Annotated in this window: 15 protein-coding genes; 3 read left to right on the plus strand and 12 right to left on the minus strand. The window is 49.9% G+C overall.

Annotated elements, in window-relative coordinates; genetic code table 11:
• Positions 1-108 precede the first annotated feature (108 nt).
• The 4 genes from BGX12_RS07000 to trpS all read right to left on the minus strand — a co-directional run bounded on the left by BGX12_RS07000 (position 109) and on the right by trpS (position 4,111).
• Positions 109-915, minus strand: a complete 807-nt coding sequence (locus tag BGX12_RS07000; RefSeq protein ID WP_109735373.1) for a hypothetical protein — start codon at positions 913-915, stop codon at positions 109-111.
• A gap of 31 nt (positions 916-946) precedes the next feature.
• Positions 947-2,131 (minus strand): hypothetical protein, encoded by a 1,185-nt coding sequence (locus BGX12_RS07005; RefSeq protein ID WP_146196277.1) that lies wholly within the window; start codon positions 2,129-2,131, stop codon positions 947-949.
• A 14-nt stretch (positions 2,132-2,145) separates the two neighbouring features.
• Positions 2,146-3,009: a hypothetical protein gene (locus BGX12_RS07010; RefSeq protein ID WP_109735375.1), complete on the minus strand. Its 864-nt coding sequence runs from the start codon at positions 3,007-3,009 to the stop codon at positions 2,146-2,148.
• A gap of 106 nt (positions 3,010-3,115) precedes the next feature.
• The gene (gene trpS, locus BGX12_RS07015; protein WP_109735376.1) at positions 3,116-4,111 is read right to left on the minus strand and encodes a tryptophan--tRNA ligase; all 996 of its coding nucleotides are present in this window, start codon (positions 4,109-4,111) and stop codon (positions 3,116-3,118) included.
• Positions 4,112-4,446: 335 nt separating this feature from the next.
• Here trpS and BGX12_RS07020 point away from each other — a divergent pair, with 335 nt between their 5' ends.
• Positions 4,447-5,361 (plus strand): DMT family transporter, encoded by a 915-nt coding sequence (locus BGX12_RS07020; RefSeq protein WP_109735404.1) that lies wholly within the window; start codon positions 4,447-4,449, stop codon positions 5,359-5,361.
• Positions 5,362-5,369: 8 nt separating this feature from the next.
• Here BGX12_RS07020 and BGX12_RS07025 read toward each other — a convergent pair whose 3' ends face one another.
• Together BGX12_RS07025 and BGX12_RS15930 are read right to left on the minus strand one after the other, a co-directional pair.
• Positions 5,370-6,872, minus strand: coding sequence for a Na+/H+ antiporter NhaC family protein (locus tag BGX12_RS07025; protein ID WP_109735377.1), 1,503 nt, complete (start codon positions 6,870-6,872; stop codon positions 5,370-5,372).
• Position 6,873: 1 nt separating this feature from the next.
• Positions 6,874-7,008 carry a hypothetical protein gene (locus BGX12_RS15930; RefSeq protein WP_255416866.1) on the minus strand — a complete coding sequence of 45 codons (135 nt, stop codon included), beginning with the start codon at positions 7,006-7,008 and terminating at the stop codon, positions 6,874-6,876.
• A 210-nt stretch (positions 7,009-7,218) separates the two neighbouring features.
• On the opposite strand from BGX12_RS15930, the gene BGX12_RS07030 reads away from it, so the two are divergent.
• Complete coding sequence (locus tag BGX12_RS07030; RefSeq protein WP_158278189.1) at positions 7,219-9,108, plus strand: glycoside hydrolase family 9 protein; 1,890 nt, start codon at positions 7,219-7,221, stop codon at positions 9,106-9,108.
• 103 nt (positions 9,109-9,211) lie between these two features.
• On the opposite strand, the gene coaE is transcribed toward BGX12_RS07030, so the two are convergent.
• Together coaE and BGX12_RS07040 are read right to left on the minus strand one after the other, a co-directional pair.
• Entirely contained in the window at positions 9,212-9,760 is a 549-nt protein-coding gene (coaE, locus tag BGX12_RS07035) for a dephospho-CoA kinase (RefSeq protein WP_109735379.1), read from the minus strand.
• Between the two features lie 12 nt (positions 9,761-9,772).
• On the minus strand, positions 9,773-10,642 hold the full coding sequence (locus tag BGX12_RS07040; protein ID WP_109735380.1) for a DMT family transporter: 870 nt from the start codon (positions 10,640-10,642) through the stop codon (positions 9,773-9,775).
• An 83-nt stretch (positions 10,643-10,725) separates the two neighbouring features.
• On the opposite strand from BGX12_RS07040, the gene mscL reads away from it, so the two are divergent.
• Positions 10,726-11,175 (plus strand): large conductance mechanosensitive channel protein MscL, encoded by a 450-nt coding sequence (gene mscL, locus BGX12_RS07045; RefSeq protein WP_109735381.1) that lies wholly within the window; start codon positions 10,726-10,728, stop codon positions 11,173-11,175.
• Between the two features lie 536 nt (positions 11,176-11,711).
• On the opposite strand, the gene BGX12_RS07050 is transcribed toward mscL, so the two are convergent.
• From BGX12_RS07050 to BGX12_RS07065, 4 genes are read right to left on the minus strand one after another with little or no spacing between them, the layout of a single operon-like run.
• A complete protein-coding gene (locus BGX12_RS07050; RefSeq protein WP_109735382.1) occupies positions 11,712-12,914 on the minus strand; it encodes a DNA replication/repair protein RecF in 1,203 nt (400 codons plus the stop codon).
• A 9-nt stretch (positions 12,915-12,923) separates the two neighbouring features.
• Positions 12,924-13,955: a hypothetical protein gene (locus BGX12_RS07055; protein WP_233246297.1), complete on the minus strand. Its 1,032-nt coding sequence runs from the start codon at positions 13,953-13,955 to the stop codon at positions 12,924-12,926.
• Positions 13,955-15,571, minus strand: coding sequence for a hypothetical protein (locus BGX12_RS07060; RefSeq protein WP_109735383.1), 1,617 nt, complete (start codon positions 15,569-15,571; stop codon positions 13,955-13,957). The genes BGX12_RS07055 and BGX12_RS07060 overlap by 1 nt, the downstream gene beginning before the upstream one ends.
• Positions 15,572-15,579: 8 nt before the next feature.
• On the minus strand, positions 15,580-16,218 hold the full coding sequence (locus BGX12_RS07065; protein WP_109735384.1) for an outer membrane lipoprotein carrier protein LolA: 639 nt from the start codon (positions 16,216-16,218) through the stop codon (positions 15,580-15,582).
• Between the last annotated feature and the right edge of the window lie 23 nt (positions 16,219-16,241).

A 16,241-nucleotide genomic window follows, 5' to 3' on the forward strand; every position in this document is an offset into this window, starting at 1 on the left:
TCTTTCGCCCAGGATACCAACATTGGCCCCGGGAGGGTTCCGATAAAATCGGTGCACCAAATATAGAAAAAAGGGATAAAATGTCAAACTAGGGAGGGCAGTCGCCCCTTAAATTCCCAGCTGGAAGCCCAAAAATCCAAAAGTGGCCCATTCACTGACCCCTCGATTGAAGAACCTCTGGGTACCAATTTCCACGGAAATCCAGGTAGAACGGAGATTTTTCCTAGCCCAGGGCCAAACTTCCTGCAAATTGAGGGCCGCACCGGGGGTCAAGGTCAACTGGACCGCGCGGGCAAAATTGTACTCCAGAAGAACACTTCCCGTAAATCCCCACAATTCATTTAGACGATAGCCAAGACCAGTACCGACACCTAGGGAGAATCCATCCAGGGAAAACATTTTCTCGCAGGCTCCACGGGAAGTGTTTTCATCCATGGTATCCGCAGGGGCCCAGGATACAGCCCATCCTCCTTCCCGAAGGGAATTCTTGTGAGTCCGCACCTGGTCTCTAAATTCTTCAATGCTGGTATTCTCAAGACCAAAAATCGGTTCCACGTACATATCCAGCGATTCAAGGACTTTGTGAAGCCTCAAATTCAGACGATAACGCTGGTACATGATCATTACATCGGAATCTAGATCGCCCCCCAGGAATCGGACATCCACCCCCGCACTTATGGTAGGCGTATAAAAATATTCCAGCTGACCCTGCCAGTGTCCCATACAATCGCAGTCATCCGTGGGATTATAAATACCGGCACCAATCCCGATGGATAACCCTTTGCCCGTGTAGGCTGTTTGTCGCGGGAGGGGGATGTTCTTATTACCGTCCGTTCCCTGCAACAAGGAATCCGTCGCTACATCGGAAGCGAAGGAGAAAATTGCAGAAAACAAAATAAACAGCAGTACAGGCACACCCTAATTATAATAAAAACAGAACGATACCTTAATCAGCCTCGCCTTCATTATCCCGAGCAAAGCATTCGCTTACTTTTTTTCTGTAAGCTTCGGAAGTGTCGGAAGGAGGCAGGTATTTCATGGCACGTCCCACGATGGCTAAAGCCCGAGGGACAGCCGGCCCGGCATTTCCTATTTCAAGATAACGCTTGGTGCCTTTCTGAAAATCATAATAAGTCACTTCGAAAATGCCACCATCCAAAATGACATAGTCTATTTCTTCTTGCTGGTAATCATTGACGGATTGAATCAGCGAAGGCAACTGCTTGACGGAAGCAGAGTCCATCAATTCCCAGTGGCAGGAGCCCTTGGAGTTTTCATCAAAACCGCAGGGAGCCGTCATACGGCAAACAAAAGTGGAATCATCTCTTTTTTGTACAACCGTTTTGCTTGCGTCTCGACGCCACGCATCTGAACTTTCAATGACAAGCTCATAATCAAGCCCACGATTTTTCTCCAGCATTTCCGAAGGCAGTTTGCTATCGACAATGCTGCCAAAGGGAGTTGCATAGGAACCTAGCCAGCCATCCTCCACCATATAAGCGACAGAAGAAACAACCATAAATACGGGGCAAAAGATTAGACAGAATTTTTTACCCAACTTAAGGAAATAGACCAGCAGGCTAAACAGCAAAAAGGGACCGCCCACTTCCAGCAAATATTCGTAAGAGAAATTGAAGAAGTCAAATAAAACATGTCGAAAAAGAATGGACGAAAGGAGCATACCCCACAAAACGAACCACAAAATTTTCAGCGGTTTATTTTTGGCAATCCTAAAATAATAAGCAAGAACAACGCCGTTCATCACAGGCAAAAAGAACAGTATTAGGTCATAGTCCAGAACAGAAAACAGAATCGTTCCCAGAACGAGTCCAACAATGGCAAGCCAGTGATTTGCACTTTTCATCTTGAAGGTTCGTCCCGCCATTCCAAAGGACAAGTACAGAGGAACAAATAAAGGAACATCGTTCAAGATAATTACAACGGGAGCATTTACAATACACTGCACAGCGGCTGCAACTAAAGGCAGAGACCAAAGAGTTAGCCACAAGGGCTTGTAACGGACCGACTTTTGATACAGCGCAGCAAAGAGCATTCCCAGCAAGCAAGGGAACGCCAACGTCAATAGTATTATAAGGATAGTTTCTATATCAAAACGGAAATAAATAAGCATTCCCCACCCCGTTTTCATTCCCTAGCGCATTTTTTCAATTGGTTGAACATTCTTTCGATGGCGAGGGCATCATGCACATGGGAGCCATCGGCGTTGCAGAAAACCAGCCGACGACGAATCGCCTTCTGAAAATCGTCCAGAATGATATTCGTGCAATAGCCATCCAAGATTTCATCTGCGGAAAATTCTTGTCTATAAGAAGCAATGGCCTTTTTCAACTTGATTGCCACCGATGTTTTTGATTCATCCAATAGCGTCCAATCCGTAGATTTTTCAGTGACAAAATGGCAATAGACGGAGTCGCCCTTCCCACGAATCTTAAAGGGACCAGGTTGAATGGGCATACCTTCTTCATCCATAAAAGCACCTACATCCGCAAGGTAAATCTCAAAATCAAAACCTTCCGATTTCGTCAAGGCCGTTTGATCCAACTCTTCGTCTTCAATAGACGCAAAGGGCCACATCACGCCCAAATACATAACGGACCAGACGTTAATCACGGACGCAACAACCATCACAGGAATAAGCAGCCATTGCCACTTTTTTCGCGGGTTATATTTTCGTCCCAACAAAGAACAAAAGAGATACAAAACCACAGCAAAAAAGAGAGAAACGATCATCCCCCAAAAGGAGCCCCAATGATCCAAATCAAATTCACAGGCTCTGGTCAGCATAATGTTTACACCCATTAAAACAACCATCGTAGTTGCAATCCAAAGGGTAAGCCACAAAAGCTTAAACCGTGCCTTTGAATGCAAGGCTGAAAACAAGAAACCTAGCAGACAAGGAATCGAAACAACCAAACTAAGCAGCAGGACAAAAATCCCGTCGCTGAGATTGCTAAATAAGGAAAAGAAACTCCAGAAAAAATTATACATACTTAACCTCTAATCATCCTCAATATACACAAAAGCCCTCGGGAGTAACCCGAGGGTGATTGTAAAATAAAGAGTACAGCCGACCCTGACCTACGTCAGGGGACAACTAGTAAGTACCCAGGAGTTCGCGGACCTTGTCCATCATGGCCTTGGACTTGACGCGAGCTTTTTCCTTACCGTAGGCGAGAATCTTGTCGATTTCTTCGGTGTGGGCCAGAAGGTCGAAGTACTTTTCGCGGGCGGCGCCCAGGTGTTCTTCAAGAACGTTCTGCAGTTCCTGCTTGGCGTGTCCCCAGCCCATGCCACCTGCGCGGTAGCGGGCGGCCAGAGCTTCGGTCTGTTCCGGCGTTGCGAACAGCTTGTACAGCTTGAACACGTTGCAGGTATCCGGATCCTTAGGTTCTTCGATGCCCTGGGAGTTGGTCACGATCTTACCCAAGCGCTTCTTGAGAGCCTTGGAATCCAGGAAGATGTCGATGTAGTTGTCGTAGGACTTACTCATCTTGCGGCCATCCAAGCCCGGGATCACGCCGGTGGATTCCTGGAAAACCGGTTCAGGAACGGTGAAAACGTCTTCGCCAAAATGCTTGTTGAACTTGATGGCGATATCACGGGCAAATTCCACGTGCTGCTTCTGGTCCTTACCGACGGGAACGATGTCTGCGTTGAACATCAGGATGTCGGCATCCATGAGGCAGGGGTAGCAGTAAAGACCCATGTTCACATTTGCATCCACGTCTTCGCCGGCGGCTTCGTTCTTTGCCACCTTGTCCTTATAGGCGTGGGCGCGATTCATGAAGCCCTTGGGGGTAAAACAGCTGAGAGCCCAGCTAAGTTCGAAGATTTCAGGAATGTCGCTCTGCTTGTAGAACAGTGTTTCTTCCGGATTCAGGCCCAGAGCCAGCCAAGTGGCTGCCACCTTGTAGATGTTGTCGCGCATTTCGGCACCGTTCTGCACGGTGGTCAGAGCGTGATAGTCTGCAATGAAGTAGACTGCATCGTAGGTCTTGGTGAGTTCAAGAGCCGGGCGGATAGCGCCCACATAGTTGCCGAGGTGCGGAGTGCCCGTCGGCTTGATACCGGTAAGAGAAATCTTTTTCATGGGTTCAAATTTAATAAAAAAAGTCGACACAACATAAAGCTGTGACGACCTTTTCTCTCTCGTAATGAAGGTTTAAGGATGAATTTTAGCCGTAAAGAAAACCAAGAACCACGGCAATAACCGAGAATGCTACGATCTGCTTTACAATGAATACTTCGTGAGATTTCATTTTAGCTACCTTCCTCATTGAGGGTTTCAACCATTTGTTCTTAAAATACCTTGCTTATTCGTCCCGAGGTACTTTGTAAGAAGTAAAACGCAATCTTTCCGTTGAGAATTGTTGAGAATGTGACACAGGTCATAACATTTTCGTTTTTTCTATATATATGGGCGTTATGGCAAACATCGGATACAGTTTACTGCTCGTTTTAGCAGCTTTTATCTGGGGAACCACCTTCGTAGCCCAGGCCGAAGGCAATAGCGCAGGTCCCTTCGTCTTTACTTTCGCCCGAAATTTTATTGCCGCTTTCCTGCTGTTCGGACTGGCAAAAATCCTTGACGCCGCAGGGAAAAGTCCCCGAAAACCACGAAACGCCATAGAACGTAAACAGCTCTGGAAGGCAGGTATCCTTTGCGGCATCGCCCTAGCTTTTGGAACGAATTTTCAGCAGTTAGGCCTGTATTTAGGATGTTCCGCAGGAAAGTCGGGATTTTTAACCACCTGCTACATTATCCTTGTGCCTATCCTCAGCATCTTTATGGGAAAGAAGATTCCCAGGAAAATCTGGTTTTGCGTGGGACTGACTTTAGCGGGACTTTACCTATTGTGCATTAAGGAAGGTTTCAGCGTACAGGCTTCCGACGGAGTGCTGTTGCTCTGCGCACTTTCCTTTGCTATCCAAATCCTGATTGTGGACAAGTACGGAACGGAAGTGGACAACATCCGCCTTTCGGCCATCCAGTGCCTGGTGGCCTGCGCTATGAGTTCCATCCCCATGGTCTTTGTGGATATGAAGGTTTCTATTGCGGGTTTGACGAACGCAATTGAAATTTACACTCACTGGAACGCCTGGATTCCGCTTCTCTATGCGGCGATTCTTTCCAGCGGGGTGGCATTCACCCTGCAGATTGTGGCCCAGAATAAGATAAGACCCACGGTAGCATCCCTACTCATGAGCCTTGAATCTGTATTTGCGGTCCTTGGCGGATGGGCGGTTCTGAACGAACGGCTTACCCTCCAGGAAGGTATTGGCTGCCTGCTAATGTTTATCGCAGTCATCCTCGCCCAGGTAAAGCTGGGCAAGGAATAATCCCTAGCCTACTTGGCGAGCTTCCTCTTGATGAGAAAGAGGCCTCCTGCGGTGAAAGCGGCACCCACCAGCAGGGAGAGAACTGCGCTACGGCTAAAGCCTGCGATAATGTAAGTCACGAAAGACACGCTTGCAACATACAGAACGTAGGGCAGCTGGGTATTGACATGATTGACATGTTCGCATTGTGCGCCAGCGCTTGCCATGATGGTCGTATCCGAAATGGGAGAGCAGTGGTCACCGCAAACGGCACCAGCCATACAGGCAGAAATGGAGATAATCATGAGGTTATAGTCCACACCACTGAAAGCGGCCACCACGATGGGGATGAGAATACCGAAAGTACCCCAGGACGTACCCGTTGCAAAAGCCAGGAAGGCGGCAATCACGAAGATAATGGCCGGCATGAAGTTCATGAATCCAGCAGCACCACCGCTGACCACCCCAGCCACGAATTCCTTAGCACCGAGAGTATCGGTAACGCCCTTCAGAGTCCAGGCAAGGGAAAGAATCAGGATTGCAGGCACCATGGCCTTGAATCCGGAGGGAAGACATTCCATGCACTTGCCAAAACGAAGGACCCCGCGGGACACATAAAGTACGAGCGTCAACAATAATGCGGCAAAGGATCCAATGACAAGACCTACAGAAGCATTGCTGTTGGCAAATGCATCTACAAAGCCCTTGGCATCTGCGCCACTTGCAAAGAAACCACCGGTGTAAATCATGCCAATGGTGCAGAACACAATCAAAAGAACAATGGGAAGAACCAGATCGATTACCTTTCCGCGGCCTTCAGGGATATGGACTTCGTCCATCTTGGACTGGATCATTTCTTCGGCAGATTCATAATTTTTCATGGGACCGAAATCAATCTTCCAGAACACCACCAGGAAAATGGCAAGGAGGGTAAATAAAGCGTAGAAATTGAAGGGAATAGCCTTCACGAAAAGTCCAAGGCCATCCTCCCCTTCTACGAATCCGGAAACCGCAGCGGCCCAGGAACTGATGGGAGCAATAATGCAAATGGGTGCTGCAGTAGAGTCGATCAGATAAGCCAATTTTTCATGACTGACCTTATACTTGTCCGTAATGGGACGCATGACACTACCCACCGTAAGGCAGTTGAAATAGTCATCGATAAAGATCAGGATTCCCAGGCAAATCGTTGCAATTTGAGCGCCAGTCTTTGACTTGATACGCTTTTTGGCCCATTCGCCGAAAGCGGCAGATCCACCCACACGATTCATGAGGGCGACCATGGTTCCAAGAATCACGAGGAATACAAGAATACCCACATTCCACGGGTCAGACACCTTGGCGATCAGCCCGTCCTTGAAAATGGCATCCAGGAAACTGCCAAAACTTCCTTGGCAAATAAAGAAGGCCCCAATGACCACACCTGCGAAAAGGGAGGAATAAACTTCCTTGGTAATAAGAGCCAGGGCAATTGCCACAATGGGCGGCACCAGAGCCCAGAAAGATCCTGTTGCGAAAATCCACTGATCCATGCTATTTCTCCTTTTCCAGACTTACCAGAGGATTCTTGACCCCTTCCTCTTCCAGTTTTTCCAGGACAGCAATGGCATAATCCAAAGCTTCCAGAGAGCTGGAGCTGGCATACACCTTCAAATCGTTGAGTGCCATTACGGCTCTCACGTTATTCATTGTTTTTTGCGACATGATGAACCTCACAGATGAGATGGCTTTGTCTTGTTGTCCACAATCTAATAAAAAACTTCGGTTACGGACGTATACAAAATGGTTCCTGTGGAAAACATTTTGTGCACATCGGGCATATCCCTTCAGAGCATTTTCAAGATAATTTTTAGACAACAAAAAAACAAGGACGGGTTTATGACAATCAAAAAGTTCATCACAGGCGCTATGATCGCCTCCGGTTTCGCAACTTCCCTGTTTGCAGCAACCGCTTATCAAAATCAGGTTGGCTTCCTGACCAACGGACAGAAGCAAATGGCTGTTATCGGAGCCGAAGGAAAGGACATCCAGTTCAAGGACGAAACCGGCAAGGTTGCCTTGACCGTTACCGCCCCCAAGGCAGAAACATGGGTTCCTGCAGGAGACACCGCAGCATCCCTGGTGGATTTCTCCGAACTGAAGACCGCCGGTACTTACCAGGCTTACGTCGGTGACGAAAAGATTGGCCACCCCATCAAAGTTGCCGATGACGCTCTTGAAGCCGCAGCAAAGGCTTCCTTGAAGTTCTTCTACTACCAGCGCGCATCCATGGAACTGACCGAAGAATATGCAGGTCAGTGGGCTCGCGAAGCAGGTCACCCGGATACCGCAGTGGCCTACCACAAGTCTACCGGTCACGACAGAATGGTGGAACCCAAGATTGCAAGTCCCAAGGGCTGGTACGACGCAGGTGACTACGGCAAGTATGTTGTGAACTCCGGCATTACCACCTATACCCTCCTCCAGCTTTACCAGCACAACAAGGAATACTTCAAGAAGACTTCCCTGAACATTCCTGAAAGCAAGAATGACATTCCTGACCTTCTTGACGAAATCAAGTGGAACCTGGATTGGATGCTCACCATGCAGGATACCGACGGTGGCGTCTTCCACAAGCTCACCACCCTGAAGTTCGTTGGCACCGTTACCCCGCTGAAGGCCTCCTCCACTCAGCGTTACGTTATCGGCAAGGCAGAAGAAGCAACCTTGAACTTCGCCGCAGTCATGGCTCTGGCTTCCGAAATCTACAAGCCCTACGATCCGGAATTTTCCCAGAAGGCAATTGACGCCGCTCAGCGTGCCTATATGTGGGCCGATGAACACACCGGTGAAGTTTTCGAACAGCCCAGTGACGTAGGCACCGGTTCCTACACAGGTTCCAAGCCTGCAACCACCCGTTTCTGGGCCCAGGCAGAAATTTTCCGTGTCAGTGGCGACTCCACCTTCGCTGAAAAGCTGAAGAGAAACACCATCCGCACCGCAAATACCCGAATTCCTAGCTGGCAGGACCAGTACATGCTGGCAGTATTCACCATCGCTACCAACCCCAACATTTTTGACGCAAACCAGGTTGACTCCGCAAGAACCCTGATCATCAACAACGCCGACAAGTTCGTTGCCTCCCTGAATAACAACGGTTACGGCATCGCCCTGGACAAGGGTGACTTCAACTGGGGTTCCAACGGCATCGCATCCAACAAGGCTATGATCCTGGTTCACGCCTACATCCTGACCAAGGAAGAAAAGTACCTGAACGCAGCAAACGGCATCGTGGACTACGTCCTGGGCCGCAACCCGGTCGACAAATCCTACCTGACCGGCTACGGTGTAAATCCCACCATGAACCCCCATCATCGTCCTAGCCAGTCCGACAGCATCGAAGCTCCGGTTCCCGGCATGGTGGCAGGTGGAGCAAACTCTACCGCAACCGACTGCGCAAAGACCTTCATCGACAAGAACGCCGTAGCAAAGTCCTACTATGACAACTCCTGCAGCTATGCTACCAACGAAGTTGCCATCAACTGGAACGCTCCTTTCGCCTATGCCATCAACAGCCTCCAGGCAATCGCAGCAACAAATTCTTCCTACGACGTTAACGAGAAGCCTCTGGCTAATTACGAACTGACTCCCATTGCCAAGAAGCGCGCCTTCCGCGCAGCACCCGTCGACAACCAGCGCCTGATTGTCCGCGGCAACAAGGTTCAGCTTGAATTCACCAAGAACGGTGTGAAGAGCTACCTGAATGTAAACGGCAAGCGCGTTCGCTAATCTAGACAAAAAGTCTTTCATAACCCTCCACTAAAAAACAGCATCCCATCTCCCGGGGTGCTGTTTTCTTTATATGCGCGTCAGAAAGAAAATGTTCGTGTTTTTACGGAAGCACAGGAGGAACATCCCCTGCGTTGGGAATAAACCTGAGAGTCTTCCCCGGGAATAGCTTTTTCCAGAATTCCTCGGAATCCTTATCCTGCTGGAGGGCCATACGACGGAGGGCATCGTCCCGAGAGAAATTGCGGTTTTCCATCAGGCGCTTCAGGCGAACTTCTGCGGGGGCGGTAACCACCCAGATTTCGTCCAGAAGATTTACCATGTCGGGCACATTTTCGAACAGGGCAGCCTCTACGAATTCGGGATTTTCCCTCTGGACATAAGCCGTAAGGACCGGATAGATCATGGATTCCAGTTTAACTCGTGCGCTTGCATCCCTAAAGATCAAATCCGCGAAGAATTTACGGTCCACGCCCGATTCCGTCAGGGCTTCAGGACCAAACTCACGGGCGATACTCTCCCGCAGTTCCTGATTGTCACCATACAGCTGGTGGACCGCAAGATCGGCGTCAATGACGCTTATCCCACGCCCCCGCAGGATTTGCCCCACGAAGGATTTACCCGCACCAATCTGTCCCGTAATTCCAATCATCCAAACTCCGGTTTACTTTCCCAGGGCGATCATGCAAAGACCCGTAATGATACCAAACAGTGCAACCCACTTCAGCGGGCTCTTGCGTTCCTTGAAGAATAGCAATCCAGCGACAAAACTGATCAGCACGCTGGAACGTCTGAATACCGTCACCAGAGAAATCAGGGCGTCCTTGTCGCTTACAGACAGGAAATAACAGCGGTCGGCCACAAGAAGCAGCACCGCCACCAGCACAAAACTCCAGCGGAACTGGAAGGGCGTCGTCGTTTTACGTTTGGGGAACCAAGTGATGGCGCAAACCGCAAACTGCCAAAGGGTCATATAGATGGCGAACCAGACTTGTACCGTCAGGGGTTCGAAATTCATGCGCTGCAGGATAAATTTGTCATAAATACCACTGCAGGAGGCAAGAATGGTCCCTAGCACCATGCAAATCACCCAGCCGTTGCTGAAAAAATGGCCCATTTCCTTGCGTCCAGCCATGCTCAGGCAAACGTAACTGCAAATACACACTGCAACACCCGCCCACTGCAAGGCAAAGGGACGTTCCCCCATGAAGGTGACCGCGATAAAGATGGTGAATACAGGCGCCAACGCACGTATGGTAGTCGCAATGGACAAAGGCAGGTGTGCCAAGGCATTGTATGTTAAAATCCAGCTACCGCCCACAATGGCAGCCTTGCCTATAAGGTAAACATGACTCTGGAGAGGTAGAGACTCGCAATGCCCCGTAAGCAGTACAGGAAGCATCAACAAGGCGTAAAAGGCGCTACAGAGGAACAAAACCGGGCGTACGGCGTTACCCTGTACGGACTTTTTTTTCGCCAAATCGTAACAACCCAAAAAAAAGGCAGAAGCAAGTGCTAAAATTAACCATGACATAGCGCACACAATTTAGAAATCCCACTTGCAAAGCCCAAGGTTTAATGTATCTTTAAGCCAAAACTCAACATAAGGAGCCCAACATGGGTATCAAAGGTAAAGCAACATCCCTTCTCGAAGAATTCAAGGCCTTCGCATTCAAGGGCAATATCGTCGACATGGCTATCGGTGTCATCATCGGTGGTGCATTCGGTAAGATCGTAACCTCTTTCGTCAACGACATCGTGATGCCGGGCGTTACCGCCATCATCGCTATGGGCGGTGGCAAGGACGCAGGTGCCGGCCTCAAGGAACTGGTTTACACCACCGAAGCTGGCGTTGCTATTCCTTACGGCAACTTCATCGGCGGCATCGTTGACTTCCTCATCGTTGCAATCGTTGTCTTCCTCGTCATGAAGAAGTTCCTCGGCTTCATGCAGAATATGCGCAAGGCAGAAGAAGCTCCGGCAGAACCTCCTGCACCGCCGGCACCTCCTGAACCGTCTGCAGAAGAAAAGCTCCTCACCGAAATCCGCGACCTTCTTAAGAAGTAATTGGATTTTCACGAGTTTCTCGCAAAACTTTAAAAAGTCCGTGGCATACGCCGCGGACTTTTTTGCATTCTCTAGAATATTTAGCCCTAATCCATTCGAGGAGGTGCTTCAGCACCCCTCGAACATAAAAGGAGATTGCCGAACAGGCAAAGCCTGTGATAGCAGGCTACTTTTATGGGGGAGTCCAGAGGGGGCTTCGCCCCCTTTGCAGCCTTACATTTTTTGACGCCACCCGATAGAACTTTTAAACACCTTCATTCGAGGAGGTGCTTCAGCACCCCTCGAACATAAAAGGAGATTGCCGAACAGGCAAAGCCTGTGATAGCAGGCTACTTTTATGGGGGTGTCCAGAGGGGGCTTCGCCCCCTTTGCATCTTCATACATCTTGACGGCTACCTGAGTTGAACATCCTCATGTTAAGGGTGTCTGAGGGACTACAGTCCCTCAGTTGAAAAGACAAGGTAAAACAAGTGCCTCGCACTTGTGAAGCCGCAGTATTTTCAACCGGGGTTCCAAGGGGTGGAACCCCTTTGCATCTATTTCAAAATTATTTCAGCATCCGCCATAAAGGGCAGATCTTCCTTCTGAGGAGTTGCAATCACCACCTGACACTGCTTTTCGCGGATAAGGGCCGCCACAGCATCTCGACGATTTACGTCCAGCTCGGCAAAAATATCGTCCAGCAGCAAAATAGGCTTTTCCACATAGCGGGTCGCAACATCCACAGCAGCAAAGCGCATGGCAACCGCGGCGGAACGGCACTGCCCCTGAGACCCTACGGAACGCATCTCGTATCCACCGATACACAGGGCCAAATCGTCCTTATGGGGGCCAGACATGGTCATGCCCTGCATTTTTTCCACAAATTCAAGACCTTCCAGCTTTCTCTGGAAGGCAACCCGAAGGACTTCCTCATCCACAGCGCTTTCCGCAGAATAGGCGCCACTCACGTCGGCAGCAATAGCCACCTCGCCACTTCCTGCAGCCGCTTCGTCCAGGCCATCGTCATCCAAGAACTCAGCACCATCCATCGCGTCCAATTCCTTCAGGATGGAACTTTTATAGGCGCAGGTAATTTCGTCCACCCCGCCCGAAAGTTTACGGTAGTAGCTGGTGATGATGGGAGAAATTTCCCGAGAGAGGTTCAATCGGGCTGCCCACAGTTTGGCCCCCTGTTCCACCAGCTGTATGGTCAGAACCTTGAACAGTTCCTCACCGCCAACAGCGTTCCCCTCTTTCTTGTACTGACGCAACCACTGGTTGCGCTGCTGGAGGACACGCTTGTAACGCCTTAATACGGAAGCATTCGCAGGAGAACGGAAACAGAGGATTTCATCCAGCCAGTGGCGGCGAACTTCGGGAGCACCTCTCAGAAGTTCAATATCCGATGGCTGCATTATGACAGCGGGGCAGTTCCCGAAAAATGCGGAAGCGGACTTCAGGTTTTCCCCATTTTCACGAACGTCATTGCCACGACGATGCACCCTGATGGCACGGCTCCTCTGGCGATCGCCATCGGAAAACGCCCCACGCAGGATCAGTTCATCCGCCTTCCAGCGGATCAGTTCCTTCAGGTCCTTGGCACGGAAGGAAAACCCCTGAGATAGCAAGTAGATTCCTTCCAGCAGGGACGTTTTGCCACAGCCATTAGGACCATATACCACCGTAATGCCTGGCCCAAACTCCTGTTCGAACCCGGTTAAACTGCGGAGGCCATCTATATAGACACTTTCTATCACGAGGTCACGCTAAGGAATGTTCCCGCGAAGGCCAAAGCTCAGCGGAGTCCAGAGACCAGCCTCGGATTCATAAATCAAGGCGTAGTTCACGTCGAACGGATACTTCTTCTTCCCAATGCGGATTTCAAACTTGTAGCCCGCACCTACGGTGAAGTTCAAGTCATCCATACCCACACGCAATGTGCCATTGGGAATGAGTTCACTTTCAAAACCTACACGTCCCGTCCATACGTGACGATCCGGATCAAATGCCAAAAGGGTGTCTGCCACCTGATAGTCAATTGCCTCCATCCAGGCAAACACAGGTTTTCCCATAATGCGAGTACGATAGCCAAGACCAATCTGCAGTACCTTGGGGCGAATACCATCCGTACTTGCTACGGAGTTATCTGTACTAGTATTCTTGGACCATTTCGCAGAAAGATTTTCACTAAAGCTCAGATTGCGGATGACCACGGAGGTAGACCACTTTTCATTCCACTGTCTAAGCCAGCTCAAGTTGATGGTTACCGGGCTGCGATAATCGTCCACCAGTTCCACGCCATCGAAGTATTCCGCAATATCCATGTTGTCATAACTCATGGAGAGGGACATGCCAAAAGCATCACGACGGGTTGCACGATAGGCAAAGCCCAAGTACATCATGGTAAAGTAAGGGGAAGCCGTTCCCATGGTCTGGTCGTCATCATCAATCACATCAAAAGCCATGTCGCCACGATAAAGCATGGCGAAGCCCACGCCCATACGTTTCCCCACCTTGGTTTCAATACCCAGAGAACCACCCGCACGGTCCAGATCTCGCCTTTCTGCATTCAGCGTATAGGAGAAATTTTCCCTAAAGCCAAGAATAGCAGGATTCCAGTAGGCGGCAGGCATAGAGGACGTATCCGCAGAACCCGTATTGCCGCGGCCCAGTTCCCGGGTACCGGCAGCCATACGTTCCACAAAGCCATCAAAACTACCCAGTGTAGCCTTCTGCTTGGCAAAGGCAGGAACAGACAAAGTCATAGCGGCAAGAACAGCAAGCAAACACTTTTTCATTACTTGTGCCCTCCCAAAGTCATGACCTTACCCCAGCCAACATGGCCGTGATTATCCTTCACACGGACGTAGTAGACACCCATGGAACAAGCCCTACCGTATTCATCGTAGCCATCCCAGAAATCCACCTTAGGATTGGTGCTGCGGGAAGCATCCGCATCTCGATGGGCTCTCTTGACGATGGTACGAATCTTACGCATGTCATAACTGAATACGTCAATGGTAATCTTGGAATCCTTCCCCACCTTGTAGGAAACCAGAGCCTGATCGCCGGCGGTAATCACGGAAGGCACCATACGAACAGAACCCAGGTTGCTCCCCAGCTTGTGACGATTCAGAATCGTGGACCAAGTGGCACCGGAGTCCGCAGAAACGGAAATTCCATTACCATACGTAGAGATCGCTAAGCCCGTTCTATTTTTTTCCAGCGGGAAAGAACAAATCGACGTGATAATGACATCACGGTCCGTCGCCCCAGTTTCGTAACCATAGAGCCACTGGAACTTTCCATCGTCATTCACGTCCCAGGCGCGAATGCCTTTCTTTTCAAGCTTAAAATATCCGCTGACGGAAGCGCCGGAAGTACCGACCGCAACATAGGCAGTCCCTCCAATGAAGGCAACGCCACTGACCGTATAGTCGCCATCATCGTACACGTCCTTCTTCTGGGCATTTTCCGCTGTATCCAGGAAATCCACCTTTGCGAAATCCTTGTCCCCGTCAAACATGCGGTAAAGTGCGCCATGGACGGAAGATTCATTTCCCTTCGCGGAAGTTTCTGCAATCACCTGCAGGGGATCGCCACCCATCCAGAGCCCCGTCACTCGTGCATCGGAACCCAGGACTTCAGATACCTTCTTCAGCCCATCCTTTCCATAAGTCCATACACCCTTGCCCGTAGCAAGCCACAAGTCCCCCGTTTCAGGATGACGCTTCACGTCATAGACAAAGGGATTTTCCTTTTCGTTCCACTTATAGCGGGACTTCAAGGAATCCAAGGTGGATGTTGTTGCATTCAGGACGAAATCCGTAGCCTTAGCCTTACTACTGGAAAAATCATGAAGGCGAAGACCGGCGGCACCTCGAGCCATCCAGATTTGCCTTGCGGAGGAATCATAGGCGAAACCACCCACAGCCGTAATCATGGTGGAGTCCAGGTCCCCTAAGGCTTCCGGTACATCGAAAGGCATTTCGTAAACGTCATCGTCGCTAGCCCCGCGAATAGAGAGGAAACCACCCGGCTGCAGGAAGTTTCCTTCGTCGTCCATCTTGAACATGGGGAGAACGTACCCCAACTTTCCCGCATACACAGAAGGGGTTCGACGATGTTCTGCCAACACGTCACTAAAGACGCCATCCTGAACGGCGGTCACGGAGTCGCTGGTCTGAACCTGGGAACTCTTATTCACCTGAACATTCCCCGTAGAACCTACGGAAAGTTCCAGCAAGGTGGCTCCACTATAGGTATCGCCTCTGGAAAACACCCACAGGGAACCCGTAGAGCCACTTTCACTCACATTCAGGGCATAGTTACTGATCAAGGTCTCTGCCGCCATGGACATTCCGGCGGACAAGGCGACTGCACCAGCAATTTTAACAAGGGATCTTTTCATCATTTGGATTCCTAGCGCATGTCGATTTCGTCTACGTCCTTGGAGGACTTGTACTTGAAATCGTCATTGGAAAAACTCTTCAACACCTTAAGGTTAACGATATTGTACCAGGAGCTGTTTCCTGCAGGGTCCACCGTAAAGAGGCGTACCGGGGAAAAATCCTTCTGGGAAAGCCAGACTTCCATCTGGCTGAACTGTCCGGAATACTTGGAAGGATCCAGCTTTAACACCCAGAGGGTCTTGCCACCGAAGGAACCTGTAGTGATGGATGTTGCCTTGCAGTTCAGATACTTGAAAAGAAGTTCCGATGGATGGAGCTGGCTGGACAAGTCTTCCACAGCCTTGATCAGCACCTGCTTCTGCTCCACATTATGCTGCCACAGGGATTCCCCGTCGCTATAGAATCGGATACCGGCCAACTCCAGCTTGAACTTGTCACCTTCGGCAACCAGCAGGCTTCCCTGTTCGGATGCTATATCCGGGGATTCCGCATAAAACACCTGGACCTTGAAATCAAGATTCCAGGCCTTGCCCGTCTTAAACCAGGCCTGGGATTTTTTCATGGCCTCGTCAGCGGACATAGAAAAAACCTGCGGAACCAGCAGGAAGCCAATCAATAGGAGGATGGTCTTAAAAATTCTTTGATGCATACGTCCTCAAATTTACAAAAGTC

Origin of the sequence: Fibrobacter sp. UWR4, from assembly GCF_003149045.1 — a bacterium.
Lineage (GTDB): Bacteria > Fibrobacterota > Fibrobacteria > Fibrobacterales > Fibrobacteraceae > Fibrobacter.